The 14,764-nt window shown below is 58.6% G+C and carries 5 protein-coding genes and 2 pseudogenes; 6 read left to right on the top strand and 1 reads right to left on the bottom strand.

The annotated features are described in order from the left end of the window. Positions 1-489: 489 nt before the first annotated feature. From AC0L30_RS17715 to AC0L30_RS17730, 4 genes and pseudogenes are all read left to right on the top strand, one after another. Entirely contained in the window at positions 490-5,340 is a 4,851-nt protein-coding gene (locus AC0L30_RS17715) for a trifunctional serine/threonine-protein kinase/ATP-binding protein/sensor histidine kinase (protein ID WP_009859385.1), read from the top strand. A 1,799-nt stretch (positions 5,341-7,139) separates the two neighbouring features. Continuing rightward, positions 7,140-8,072, top strand: a complete 933-nt coding sequence (locus AC0L30_RS17720; protein WP_009859387.1) for a LysR family transcriptional regulator — start codon at positions 7,140-7,142, stop codon at positions 8,070-8,072. 443 nt (positions 8,073-8,515) lie between these two features. Then, a complete protein-coding gene (gene hemF, locus AC0L30_RS17725) occupies positions 8,516-9,403 on the top strand; it encodes an oxygen-dependent coproporphyrinogen oxidase (protein ID WP_009859388.1) in 888 nt (295 codons plus the stop codon). Further along, positions 9,400-9,768 (top strand): annotated as a pseudogene (locus tag AC0L30_RS17730) (HAD family hydrolase); the annotation flags it as partial. The gene hemF and the pseudogene AC0L30_RS17730, both read left to right, overlap by 4 nt. A gap of 482 nt (positions 9,769-10,250) precedes the next feature. Here AC0L30_RS17730 and AC0L30_RS17735 read toward each other — a convergent pair. Continuing rightward, complete coding sequence (locus AC0L30_RS17735) at positions 10,251-11,300, bottom strand: SAM-dependent methyltransferase (RefSeq protein ID WP_009859390.1); 1,050 nt, start codon at positions 11,298-11,300, stop codon at positions 10,251-10,253. Between the two features lie 1,892 nt (positions 11,301-13,192). Here AC0L30_RS17735 and AC0L30_RS17740 point away from each other — a divergent pair. Both AC0L30_RS17740 and AC0L30_RS17745 read left to right on the top strand, forming a co-directional pair. Then, a pseudogene (locus AC0L30_RS17740) lies at positions 13,193-13,647 on the top strand (DUF3788 domain-containing protein). Between the two features lie 658 nt (positions 13,648-14,305). Further along, positions 14,306-14,761, top strand: coding sequence for a (2Fe-2S)-binding protein (locus tag AC0L30_RS17745; RefSeq protein WP_009859391.1), 456 nt, complete (start codon positions 14,306-14,308; stop codon positions 14,759-14,761). Positions 14,762-14,764 lie beyond the last annotated feature (3 nt).

The following is a 14,764-nucleotide window of genomic DNA, read 5'->3' on the forward strand; positions in this document are numbered from 1 at the left end:
TTCATGTTATCGCATCTTGCCTCAGAAATGCGTTCCCTGAGCTGATCGCCGCAGTTCAGTTACCAAACGTTCAGACGAGTCACGCCGGAATGCTTGCCGGAGCTCTTCAACACTAAACCAAGTAGGTCTCCAATTGCAGGTTCAACAAGTTGCTGGAGGCGCCGCTGAGGCTATGCCGGAATATGGCCGACAAGCCACAATTCAAGAATCGGAGTTCTGTCCCGCAGCGGTGCTCCTGCTCACCAGGCAAGTGCGCCGGCTTCCGCCAACCCGCTGCGCAGTTGTCCGGATAAACTTCAGCCGGGCATTTGCTCATAAGACGGACCCAACTCTCGAGCAATCCCGTCGATGAAGAGACTCTTTTCAGCTCTTAGAAAGTTCCAGTTCGTTAGAAAGCTTGAACCAACTCTGCGGCCCCGCGGCCATTGATGTTTCTTCCCTGTTGACATCCTTTTAGCGTCCTGCCCAAATCAATGTTCCGAGGTCGTGATGCCATGGCAACAAGAATGTCACCTCTCGGGGTACGTGCTGGTGCCCCTGCGCGAAAGCGCGGAATTTACCCTTTACCGCGGCCGAAAGCACGACGACCCTTTGCCAGTCCTAGCGGTCGCACTCTTTGAACAGTCGTCGCCTCAGAGTGTCAAGCGGCTCATGCACGAATACTCATTCGCAGCCGAACTCGATCCCGCGTGGGCTGCCAAGCCTCTGGCCATTCTTCGTCACGAAGGGCGGACGATCCTCTTACTCAAGGATCCCGGCGGTCAGCCGCTGGATTGGATTCTTGAGCGTGACCATGGGCAACCGCTGGATCTGACTCGCTTCCTGAACATCGCTATTGGGCTGGCAAGAACACTGGGTCAAGTCCATCAGCAGGGCCTCATACATCGCGATATCAAGCCTTCGAATGTCCTCGTCGACGGCACCGGAAACGCATGGCTCACCGGATTCGGGATTGCGTCCCAACTTCCGCGCGAGCGCCAGTCGCCCGATCCTCCCGAGTTCATCGCAGGAACGCTCGCCTACATGGCACCCGAGCAGACGGGACGAATGAATCGTTCGATCGACTATCGGAGCGACCTTTACTCGCTTGGAGTGACTTTTTACGAAATGCTGACCGGGAGTCTTCCATTCACGGCCTCCGAACCGATGGAATGGGTGCACTGTCATATCGCGAAACAACCCGCCCCACCGAGAGCGCGGGTGGGAACCGTACCGGTCTCGGTCTCCGCGATCACGATGAAGTTGCTCTCCAAGACCGCGGAGGAGAGATATCAGACAGCGGTGGGAGTTGAGAGCGATCTTCGGCGCTGCCTATCCCAATGGGAGTCCCACGGGTCGATCGATGACTTCACTCCTGGCGCTTGCGACACCCCGGATCGCGTCATCATCCCCGAGAAGCTATATGGGAGGGACCGCGAAGTTGGCACTCTGCTGACCGCCTTCGACCGCATTGTTGGCGGTGGCCGAGCCGAACTGGTGCTGGTCTCCGGATACTCCGGCATCGGTAAATCCGCAGTCATTAATGAGCTCCATAAACCACTCGTGCCGCCACGCGGCTTGTTCGCGTCGGGCAAATCCGACCAGCACAAGCGGGATATTCCGCACGCCTCGCTGGCACATGCGTTTCAGAGCCTTGTCCGGCCGCTCCTCAGCGAGAACGAGGAAGACCTCCGCAAATGGCAAGACGCAATTCGCGAGGCGGTGGGTCCGAACGGACTGCTCCTCATCGATCTCGTCCCGGAATTGCGGCACGTCATTGGCGACCAGCCGCCAGTGCCGGAATTGCCGCCGCGGGAAGCGCAGAGACGGTTTCAGACCGTCCTTCGACGTTTCATTGGCGTGTTTGCGCGACCTGAACATCCGCTTGCGCTCTTCCTCGATGATATGCAATGGCTGGATGTCGCCACACTCGACCTCCTCGAAGATCTGCTAACACGCAACGATTTGCAGCATTTATTGCTCATTGGTGCGTATCGGACCAATGAGGTCAATGCCAACCACCCGCTGGTACGTAAGATTCAAGCGATCCGTCAGGCCGGAGCCGCAGTGCAGGACATCGTTCTCACGCCACTCAGTCGCGACGATCTAGGTAAACTGCTTGTGGACTCCCTTCACTGCCAACTGGAGCCCGCCGCCCCACTGGCAGACTTGATTTACGAAAAGACCACGGGCAATCCGTTCTTTGCAATCCAGTTTATTTCTACTCTGGCGGACGATCGCCTGCTGACATTCGATTACCGCGCGCGCCGATGGATATGGGACCTGCCCCGCATTCGTGCCAAAGGCTTCACGGACAACGTCGTAGAGCTGATGGTCGACAAGTTAAAGCGCCTTTCGCCGGAAACCCGGAAGATACTCCAGCAGTTCGCCTGCATGGGCAACACTGCAGAGTTCGAGATGCTGCGGATTGGGTATCAGGGCTCCGTCGAGGACATGCACGATCATCTCTGGGAAGCGGTGCGATCGGGCCTGATCTTCCGCACGGACAATTGCTACGGCTTCCTGCACGACCGCGTGCAGGAAGCGGCCTATTCGCTTATCCCGGCGGAGTTGCGTGCCGAGGCTCACCTCCGCATCGGAATGCTCCTCGCTGAGCATACGCCCTTAGAAAGACGTGAGAAGGCGATATTTGATATCGCCAATCAACTTAACCGTGGCTCTCACCTTATCAACGTTGTCGAGGATCGCGAGCGCGTCGCAGAATTGAATCTGATCGCAGGTCGGCGCGCGAAACTCTCGACAGCATACGACTCCGCTCTCATCTATCTCAGGGCGGGCCGCGCCCTTCTTACAGAAGAGACTTGGGAACGCAATTACCGGCTTATCTTCTCGATCGAGTATCTGACAGCCGAGTGCGAACTGCTGACCGTCACGGTTGGTCTCGCTGCCGGGGATCCACTCGCGGAAGTGCAAGAGGAATGCGAGAAGGGCTTGGCATTTGCGAGGCGGGTGCGCTTCGGTCCGCTCATCGAGCGCTGCGGAGCACAACTTGGTTTGATCCTCACCCTGCGCGGGCTGACTGAAACGTTCGGCTGCCTGGATCATGAGGGATATAGCGAAGTCGATACCGAGCGCCGTTTGGCCAACAGCCCGGATCTCGTGCTCTCGGAGTTCTATTACTGGACGCGAAAGCTGCAGGCGCATTTTTTTGCCGGAGAGCTTGCGGCGGCGGTCGATGCATCGCGGCACGCGGAGCCCCTGCTTTGGACGTCGGCGGCAACGTTCGAGTCGGCGGAGTATCGCCTCTATGCCGCGCTGGCGCATGCGGCGATGTGGGATCACGCCCCACCGGAGCAGAGACGGACGCATTTCGCATCTGTACTTCAGCACCACCGGGAACTCCTAGCATGGGCGGAGGTCAACCCCGAAACTTTCGAAGACCGCGCCGCCTTGGTCGGCGCCGAAATCGCCCGCATGGAGGGCCGAACACTGAACGCTCAGGAGCTGTACGACAAAGCGATCCGCGAGGCTCGCAAATACGGGTTCGTGCACATCCAGGCAATTGCCAACGAGATTGCCGCGGGCTTCTACGCGGAGCGCGATTACGGGAAAATCGCGGTAACCTATTTGCGCGCCGCGCAGGGCTGCTATCAGCGCTGGGGAGCCGACGGAAAGGTTTGCCAACTCGAGAAACTTTATCCGGAGCTCAAGCTGGACGAGTCGATCCCGAATTCCACGGCGACGATAGTGACACCCTTCGAGCAACTCGATTTGGCTACCGTAATCAAGGTTTCGGAAGCGGTCTCAGGCGAAATCGTCTTCGAGAAGTTAATGAACACGCTCATGAGTTCGGCAATCGAACACGCAGGCGCAGATCGAGGTCTCCTGATTCTTCCCCGAGCCGACAAATATCAAATTGAAGCAGAGGCCACAGCCAGCGGTGACAACGTGACGGTGGTCCTGAAACAGGCGCGCGTCACGACCGCAGATCTCCCAAACTCGGTGTTTCACTACGTGCTTCGCACAAAACAAAGCGTTCTGCTGCACGATGCGTCCAATCAGAAGTCGTTTTCAGGGGACGACTATATCCGTGACCGTCGCTCGCGCTCAGTGCTCTGCCTGCCGATACTTAAGCAGACCAAGTTGATTGGCCTGCTGTACTTGGAGAACAACCTTACGACTGCCGCGTTTACGCCTGCTCGAATGGTAGTCCTCACACTGCTCGCTTCCCAGGCCGCTATCTCAATAGAGAACGCCAGCCTGTATCGCGAACTAGCCGAGCGGGAGGCCAGAATCCGACGGTTAGTGGATGCCAACATCATCGGAATCTTCGTCTGGGATGCTGACGGTAGGATCATCGATGCCAACGACGCGTTTCTCCGCATCGTCGGATACAGCCGCGACGATCTGGTCTCTGGCCAACTGCGCTGGCGGGACCTGACACCCACGGAATGGAGCGATGCCGACGACCGACGACTAGCCCAGCTGGAGGCGACCGGGACCACGCCACCCTACGAGAAGGAGTACTTCGCGAAAAACGGCAGCCGCGTGCCGGTGCTGGTCGGGGCAGCGACCTTCGGAGAGCGATCCGAGCAAGGCGCGGCCTTCGTGGTAGACTTAACCGAGCGCAAGCGGGCGGAGGAGGAAATTCGCGAAAGCGAACGGCGTTACAGTGAGGTGCAGATGGAGCTCGTGCACGCGAATCGAGTTGCAACAATGGGGCATCTCTCGGCTTCGATCGCCCATGAAGTCAACCAGCCGATCGGGGCGACGCTCAACAATGCCTCTGCGGCGTTGCACTGGCTGAGCAAAGAACCAGCAGATCTGGATAAAGCTCGGGACGCTCTCAACCGGATCTTTGCTAACGGCAATCGCGTCAGCGAGGTAGTCGGCCGGATACGAGCGCTTTTCAAAAAAGCACCTCTACGGAAAGAAGACGTGGACATCAACGAAGCAATCCTTGAGGTGATCGCCCTGACCCGCGGCGAAGTCGTGAAGAATGGCATTTCGGTGCAATCACACCTCGGGGACGATTTGCCGCTCATTCAAGGAGATCGGGTCCAGCTGCAACAAGTGATAATGAACCTGATCATCAATGCCGTTGAAGCATTGAGCTCGATCAGCGGGGATCCGCGAGAACTGGTGATCACCACTGGTAAGGGCGAGCCGGACGGCGTGCTGGTAGTACTGCGGGATTCCGGGCCAGGTCTGAGTTCACTGGGTCTGGAGCGCATCTTTGACGCCTTCAACACGACAAAGCCCGGCGGCTTGGGGATGGGCCTATCGATCTGCCGCACCATTATTGAAGCGCATGGGGGCCGACTGTGGGCCACCGCCACTCAACCTCGGGGCGCGACGTTTCAATTCACGCTGCCCGCACGGTCAAATCAGGCCTCGTGAATTGAACAGTTTGCAGCGCGTCTGCAACGGAGCGGATCGCTATCGGCGTCACGAATTGTGATATCAGTCTCACGTCTGTTCTGCTGTGCGGAGATGGTGCAGCGGAGTCATCTTAGCTCGTATGTGGCGCATTAAGATGGCCAATACGCCAGGGGTGGCCAAATCACAGCGCCATGATCCCTAACGGAAGAACTCTGGGCTCGCACGCACTGGAGTTCCGCCGGCGCAGCCAGCGCGCTATTCATCATTTAGGAGGTCGTCATGTTCGTGGCTTGTTCCTTGGAACGGCTCATGTCCATGTCGTTCCACGTTCAGCGCAGCTAAGGAACGACGAGTCTGAGCACTCGGATTGCGGCGACGTCGGGTTGGCCACGGCGTTGAGAGTGGTCGCCGGGGGCGCCTCAGAAATCGTCAAGCACCTCTCCGTGACATGCCCGAGATCGACAAAGCAGAGGCGAACTTCAAGATAAATGCCGATATTGTGTCGCCGCATGGGAGCGGTGATCGGAAGCATTGACGCGCTAACCTGACCACCGTCGCCGTTCCGGGCCTCGTGCGCACTCATTGCATTCGCTAGGTCCGGTCAACGCCGGAACAAGTTCGATTTGGCAAGCGAGGAGCGCAAGGTACGTTCCTTGATTATGAGTATCAGTGGCGTGTGTCGCACCTTAGCGAACCCGTTTTAACGGGCGGTCGCGCGGCCCGAACAGCGCGACCGTTACTCACCTCTATACTACGGCGGATTGTTCGAGCCAGTTGGGTCGAGCTGGTGTCCAGACCTCTGAGTTGTCGGCACGCAACGGACGTCGGCGCCATAAAATACGCGATCAACAAACCGCAAGAATGAGAACGCCGTAACAAGAACTGCGCTTCACGCAGTGATTAGCCCGTTATATCTGTAGTCCGCAAGAGCATCAGGCTTAGCGGCGACAAGGAGAACAATGATGCCGGCGATATTCACAGCGACTAGTTGCGACGATGTGACCGTCACGTGCACCACGCGCTATGTCGACACTCACGGGCGAGGCTACCGCAACTTCAATCAACATGGGCAGAGCCATCGCCATAGACGGGATATCGGCGATGGTCGCTTTGCAACCGATCGGCAGATGGACACGACGCGTGCCGCGCAAGGCGCAAAGTCGATGCTCTGTCCGCGCGACTGGAGGTTTTTGGTGCCCGATGTGATCCGACCATTTGATCGGATCCGCCTTCAAAGGAGCTGTATATTTCTACGCTTAGCCGAACTGTAGTTCCCTATCGCAAGGATGGACGTTTCCCCGATGCCATTGCCCCTCCACGACACTCACTCTCTTCTGCTGTCAGGTCATCGAACCGGATGTGAAACGGCTTCCCGGTCGATGTGATGACAAGTGTGAGGAATGCGGAGAACCGACCCGATCCCACGACCATTTGTCCGGCCCCGGAAAGTGCAGTGGATAGGCTGTGCGTGCACGCTCCGAGTGACATATTCACACTTCAGCTGACCAAACAGGCGATGACGCCAATGACGGCGAATTCAAGGTCGTACCAGTACGTCGAGATCCGAGCGAGGCAATGCAACGTTCGTACGATTACGCGTCTTTGGGACGCTCAAAAGCGGATGGCGTGGTCCGCAACGTTAATTCAAAGCAGTGTCGGTGAGGAAACGTTCCGCAAGACGCGGGTCGAGATGCCGAGCCGGCACACAATACCTGTTTCCTGGGAGGCTCCGCGACAAACCGCTTTATCATCAGCCCTGCCCGCCCCGGCAACGAACTGGAATGGTCCGAACCACCTCAACCCTTTCGAGTATAAGTATGCAGCTGCAGTTTCATCAGGTGCGATATTTTTTAGCCCTGGCAAGGACGCTCAATTTTACGCGGGCTGCGGAGCAATGCAATGTGACTCAGCCGGCGCTGACAAAGGCGATACACAAGCTGGAGCAAGAACTCGGTGGCGCGTTGATCCACCGTGAACGTCACCTCACCCAGCTCACCGAGCTGGGCAACATGATTTTGCCAACGCTGGAGGAAATATTTGCCGCGACGGAGTCGGTACGACTTCAGGCGCGAGGCTATAAAAAGAAGACCATCGCTCCGCTGAAGATCGGGCTGGCGCCATCAATCTCCGCCGCACTCATTACGGAATTGCTCTTGGAGCTCGCCAGGATCATCCCTGATCTTCGAGTCGATCTGCGCGAGGCCGATGCCAACGGGCTCGTTGCGATGCTTTTGAATGGTAAGATCAATGCCGCACTCGTCGGCGACGCGGTGGAGGTACCTGAGCGCATCAACCGCTGGCGGCTCTTCGAGGAGCGGTATGTGCTCGTCTTGTCACGGAAACATCCGATGGCGAGTCACACAGTTATCCCGCTTCAAAACCTTCACGAGCTGGTTTTTCTCGAAAGGGTCGGGTGCGACGTCGCAGGCCGATTTAAGCAGACGTGTTTTGCCGACCATCCCGGCCCGACAGTTGTGCACAGGAGCGATCAGGAAAGGCACCTTCAGCAAATGGCATCCGCCGGTTTAGGGGCCATCCTGGCGCCAGACCATGCTCCCACGCTGCCGTCGCTCGCGGCTATCCCAATCGAGGGCGACCCTGTCCGGCGTGAGGTGCAGCTTTTGGCCGTGGCCGGGAGGCAGTATTCGCCGGCGCTCGACGCCTTTATCAAGGTTGCTCGTTTTCGCGACTGGACGAGTGCGCTGGGCAAAACGCGGGGCTCGACGGTCGCGTCCTCCGACGCGGCGTGAATACGGGGCCGGCTGCGAGGTGCGGCACATGAGCGAGTACCGCGAAACCGTGCGATTTAGGTGACGTTAAGGCCCAGAAGCACCCAGGTACGAGTTTGGGGAGCGCGTTGAGGGTTACGGATGTTCCGACAGAGCCAGATCAGGGCCAAGAACGCGAGTTCGTCGCGCGCGGGAATGAATGCCACAGCATCGTCCGCTCATCACCCCGATCCTGGAAAACCTATTGCGCTTCGGCGGCTACAGCATATCGGCAAGCTCACCCGCGTCAGCATTCACCGCCACACTTGCAACGAGAGCGCACCGATTACGGTCCGCAGGGATAGATCGCGTCGGGTGGGCAAAGCGCCGCGTGCCCACGATTCAAGACGCCGGTGAAGGATGGTGGGCACGGCGCGAGGGCGCCTTTGCCCACCCTACGGGTTGGTTCCTTCAGGATTTTGGATATGGACGTTTCAATCATTGACGATCGCAAAGCCCGCGCCCGCGCCTGGTTCGAATCCTTGCGGGACGGCATCTGCGCGAGCTTCGAGCGGCTGGAGGATGACGCGCCCCAAAGCCTCTATCCGGGCGAAGCCGGCCGCTTCGAACGCACGCCGTGGCGGCGCACCGACCACACCGGCGCGCCCGGCGGTGGCGGCGTGATGTCGATGATGTGCGGCCGCCTGTTCGAGAAGGTCGGCGTGCACTGCTCGACCGTTCACGGCGAATTCGCGCCCGAGTTTCGCGCGCAGATCCCTGGCGCGGCGGAGGATCCGCGGTTCTGGGCCTCCGGTATCTCGCTGATCGCTCACTTACGCAATCCGCAGGTGCCGGCCGTGCACATGAACACCCGCTTCGTAGTCACCACCAAGGCCTGGTTCGGCGGCGGCGCCGACCTCACTCCGGTGCTAGATCGCCGGCGCACCCAGGACGATGCCGACACCATCGCTTTCCACGCTGCGATGAAGGACGCCTGTACCGGCGCGAACGGCGTCGCCGATTACGACAAATACAAGAAATGGTGCGACGAGTATTTCTATCTGCCGCACCGGAAAGAGGCGCGCGGCGTCGGCGGCATTTTCTACGACTGGCACGACAGCGGTGATTGGGGCGCCGATCTCGCCTTCACCCACGACGTCGGCCACGCCTTCCTGAAGACCTATCCTGACATCGTGCGTCGCAATTTTGCGACGGCATGGACGGCCGAAGACCGCGAGGAGCAATTGATCCAGCGCGGACGCTATGTCGAGTTCAACCTGCTCTACGACCGCGGCACGATTTTCGGACTCAAGACCGGCGGCAATGTCGACTCGATCCTGTCGTCGCTGCCGCCGGAGGTGAAGTGGCCATGAGCGCGGGCAAGCGTCTCCCCCGCGCCATCCTGATCGACATGGACAACGGCATCCTGTCGGCCCACGGCCGGCCCGAGATCGCGTGGACCAATGCGGACGCCTCATGGCGACTGAAGCTTGCCGAAGCCCGGCATCTGACCGTCAAGGGCGGCTTTGCCGCGCTCGCGGCTGCGGGCCACCGCGCTCTGCCCGACGATCTCGCCATGAGCCCGGACGATCGCTTCACCAGCTATCGCGAAGAGGATATGTCCATCGGACCGGGCGGGCATGATGTGATCGACAGGCTGAAGGCGCTCGGCGTCAAGCTCGCGCTGGTGACCAAGGGCGCCGCGGACACGCAGCGCACTATGCTCCAGCGGTTTGAGTCTTAGCACCATACCAGCGATTATCTCCGCGCCTGGAGACAATATGCATCTCCTGAGATCGAATGGCGAAATCGAACAGACACGTCCGCCGTGGTGGTCATTTCTAAGCGAAGATCCTCATCATGAGGGTCGGCTCGCCCCTCGACCCCGACCGATCGCCGCGATTGTGGCCGACACCATCGATCCCTCGGCACGCGCTGGCCGGAGTGGTCACCGCTCACTGCTACGGCGCGGCAGGCGCAGTCAGTTCGCTTGTGTCATCGGTACCGGACCGCCGCCGACTGTCAGATAGCATTCGACTTCGGCGCGAAGGAGTTCGTTGACCTCGAGAAGGACGGCTTGGAGGGCGCCGGCGGGCCCGATCCGGTGTTTGATGTCGTCGGCGGCGACATCCAGATGCGGTCCGCAGGCGTATTCGTGCCGGAGGAACGCCGGTGACGATCGTCAGACCGGCGAGGCGCGGCCCTCTAAGACAGCGATTATCATGAAGCCGGTATTGATGCGCGGAGTTCGTGGTCAGTGTCGGAAACCCTAGCCACTCCTTCCGAACATATGAGTGTGGGAGTGTGCCTGGGTTTGGTGGCCAGCACCGTGTTGTACGGGTTACCGAACACAAATACCTTCGACGTGCGCCAAATGATTCGCTCCAGTTCCACGAATGTGCGCATCTTCAGCCGGTATTTCCACAACAGCATGTGTTGAATGAAGTTCCAGGTTACTCCCCACGCCAAGAATGGTAGGCGCCGATAGTGGATTGGACCGAAGCCAAGTCGGCGCATCTTGTAGACCAGAAGATTGGCGCCGACAAAATTGTAACGCCAATTTTCGAAGAAGGCGGTGACACTCAGGTAATCTTCGGTACGGCGACAATGATCCAGCGACCCCGGCGAATGGATCAGCAACCGTCCTCCCGGCTTGAGCATCCGCCAGCACCTAGCTAGCCACGCGTCCAGATCTTTGGTGTAGCCAATCGATTCTAGCGCATAGATGCCGTCAAAGTGTTCATTCGGGAGATCGAGGCTGTCGAAGTCGATGACTATCACCTGTCCACGTCCCCCAAGCCTCGCAAATTTGCGCCGGCAGATCTCCGCCTGGACAGAGGAATTGGTCACGCACACAACTTCGATATTGCTCCGTCTGGCGAGGTATTCCGCTGCCGCGCCGGAGCCGCATCCGAGATCGAGGAATCGCATCCCGTCTCTCGGCTTCAAAAGCGCATATTCGGCCTCGTAAGGGTGCGAAAATGCCAAGCGGGGGAACACACATGTGCTGTAGTTTGATTGTTCGTCGCGATACCTGCCGAACACGTCATCGTATGTGCGCGTTTCGTCGTCATGTTTCAGAAAATCGTTCGGCTTTGGTGTCCACTCGATCAGTTGGCGCTGCTCGAACTCATTTAGCTGGTGGCCGATTTTACTCGCGTCCTTCGGTCGGGTCACCAAAAGGAACAGTACGTAATGAAACAAGTTATATGCCACAAAGGACGCGACGATGACGCCCGCCACCAACTGAGACATTAAAGTGATATTCAAGGTGTGCTCCTGTGATAGCTGCAGAAGTTCTACGAACGGGCTGGAAATCACAGCAGTGCCGCATCATCTCAGAGGCAAATTTCCGGGTTGGGTCATTCGCGTCAGTCTGACCGTGAGCCGCCCCTGGCGCCCTTCTCCGGCAGCTGGTCGAGAGCGATTTGGAGCCAGGCCACCCAATTGCGATCACTCCGAGTTCTGAACCGGTCAACGCATTTCTTGGAGCAAAGGGGGGTTCGCCACGAGTAGTGCCGGACGAGACCAAACTTGCCGTCACAAACTGCGCATCGCGCGGCTCTGCCAGATCTAAGGCTCGGAGAGCAGTGGGGCATTGTGCCTTCCTTCTGGTACTTTCGATCGAGTGGAAAAAGCGGGCGGTGAAGTTGGGGGACTTCACCGCCCTTAGACCTTCCGCGGGAGGGGGCGTATTCCACCGGAAGGCGGGAGCGAGCTGTTTCGAGCGCCGCACCCTTTAACGCATGCAGCCTAGATAGTCGCGATCAGCGATTCAATTAGACCTAGGAAATCGTCGGGTATCCAAAGTCGCCATGGAACGATACGAAGGTTCATTGCGTTCGCCCTTAAAGCCGACCCAGTTCCGCAATGCCTCAAAGTAAACCGCTCGAGTGGTAGAGCATGAGAGCCGGCGGGGCGGCTAAGAGCATAGCGCAACGCAGCCTGCTCTCTCTTGAGTAGGGATTCGTAACCTTCTCCCTAGAGAGGAGCCGCCCATGACCAACGAGGCAGTGAGCCCGCTGCGTCGGCGTGCGCATGATCGATGAGATGACGATACGCAAGTGCGCGCCAAACACCCAACATGACCACCTTCAACTGGTCAGACAGTCGCAGCGTTCCTCAGATGGGCTTCAGCTCCGGCAACCTTCGAAGAGGTGCGCCGCTATCAGCTCCATCTGGGATCGAGCGCTCTCGGCGTCCCGATCGACCAGAGTATCTCGACCTTACGATTCTTCTTCAAGATCACCTTACGGCGTCACGATATCGTCGAACACACCCACTTCATCCAAGAGCCGCGCAGGCTGCCGGTGATGTGATGCACGATGTGAAGGCGGTCGAAGCCGTAGACACGCTTGATGGACCGGCCGTTGGTGCCAAATGCGCGAGTCGCCGGTGAACGATCGTTTCACGTGGGCCAGCGGCGGGCTTGTATTTGGGCCCCGGGCGGCATCGAGCAGCCGCGCCACTCCTCGACGCTCAGCTGCTGGTCGGCGCCGAATTGGCGGCTATCGTTCCGCGACCGCTGGCGCGTGGGCCCGAGCAAGCCCATGCGATCACGAACTATGAACTGCCTTACATCGCGAGGTCCTTGCAAGCTCGGCTGCTCTGGTACGAACACGCGCAGGACGAGCCGTCCCACGAATCGCCTTACGAGGTGCTCCGGGCGCGCCATCGAGGAACGCAGGCGCGCGCTAGCTAAGGATTGCGACTTCAACCCAAAGACCGGTGTGCAACCCATTGCGCAGCGATGGCGCGCGATATCGGAACCGCACGCTCGCCCTCGAAAGGCTGCGGCCTGCGATGCGCGCACACACTAATCGTGCGGGCTGGTGACCGTGCTGGCCCGGAAGCGCGCGGAATCGTTAGCGTGGTCGCATACTTATTCATGTTCTGCCCCGAAAGATCGTCACTGCAACGGACTAGCCCCAAATGTCAGTACAATCCTGTCCCCGAATAACGGACCGGACGTCCGTTTTCCGTGTCCGCAAGTCCACGCGCCCGATATCAGCTTTGACAGGCAACTCGCCTAGCCCCAATGGTGGAGAGGTCCGCGACAGAAGTTGCGAAATCTGGAAAGAAGGCCCACACATCCCTTCGTACAAGGTCAAGGTCGGCCGCCAAGCTTCGAATCGGTTCGTGAAAAATTGAAGGACACCGGCATGGAAAAGTCCCCCCAAATCGGCGACAGGATTACTGACAAATCAGCATCGCCCGATGATAGCACCGTTCGGGACTGGATCGGACCGGGCACGTTCAAGCATTGGGCCTCTCTGCAGAATTGGATTGAGAAAATTTACCCCGGGGTCTTCGCGCCGGAATGGCTCTATGGCGGCAAGAAGCGCGGCTGGTCCCTACGCTACAAGAAAACAAGGGCATTTTGTACCTTGCTGCCGGAATACAAGCGGTTTTCCGCCGTGGTGGTCTTGGGTGAGCAGAACGAGATAGGTTTGAGGAGCGCCGTAATGCCTGGCGCTCGCAGTTGATCAAGCTTTACGATAAAGCCAAGACATACCCGGATGGTAAATTCCTGACAATTGCCATTTCATCCGCAGATGATCGGCATGATGTGACGGAGCTTTTGACTATGAAGCGCCCTCCACGCTCGCGCGCTTGAATGTCGCGGAAGTGTTAAGTCTAACGAGGAAAGACGCTGGATAGGTGTAAAGAAACTGGCTAGCAAGTTTCGGATATTGACCATTCGGCCGACGAACCTCGCGACGTCTCGTTGCAGATGCGTTATCGTGTGAAGAGTTGCTCGGGCACACCAACTACCGTCAATATGCTCGGCCAGGAGTGTGGTTACGATCTGCCCTATATGACCAGTGCTGTCAGCGCTAACGCGCGGTTTCTATGAACAAGATGTAGGTTCTGCTCGACCGGAGCGACGCATGCGCCGCGGGCGGCGGGGTTAGTCATTGTTCCCCGATCACATCCGCAGCCCTTTGGCATCAGGTATTCCGTAGGTTGATCGACCAAGTAAATGCTGACTCCAAACGACGTCACGCTGAGCGAACGCGAGAAGCGCTCGTTCTCCCTCAGGCTGTCATCCGGCAACAGGTCTAGGCGCGCGGCGACACCGAAGCGAACACTGGCTGCGTTGATCGTCTTCTTAGCTATCCGGTTGGCGGCATTCCCCGCTGGTATGAAAACTATACATGCCGGTTATTGGAAAGCGTCGTCCCTTGTTGCGATCAATGTGTGAGCTTTGGCGGATTTCATGAGTGCTGTTGATCGACTCATGGCTGACGCCCTAGGCGGATCAAGAGGCATTCATGGCTTTCACATTAAAGATCAACGGCTCACCCCATGAGATCGATGTCGACGGCGACATCCCCTTGCTATGGGTGCTGCGCGATGTGCTCGGCATGACCGGGACCAAGTTTGGTTGCGGCCGAGCATTGTGTGGCGCCTGCACGGTGCATATCGACGGCCGACCGGCCCGCTCCTGTCAGACGTCGGTCGATAGTATCGGCGACAGCGCGGTTACCACCATCGAGGCGGTTGGGCGCACGCCGCAAGGCGCCGCCTTGCAGAAGGCCTGGCTGGATCTGGAAGTAGTGCAGTGCGGCTACTGCCAATCCGGGCAGATCATGTCGGCGGCGGCATTGCTAAAAGAGACTCCTAAACCTAGCGATGCGGATATCGACTCGGCGATGTCGGGAAATGTCTGCCGTTGCGGTACCTACCAGCGCATCCGGGCCGCGATACAGCTAGCAGCGGGAGTGTGAAGC

This window comes from Bradyrhizobium sp. MI1.11, assembly GCF_055811255.1.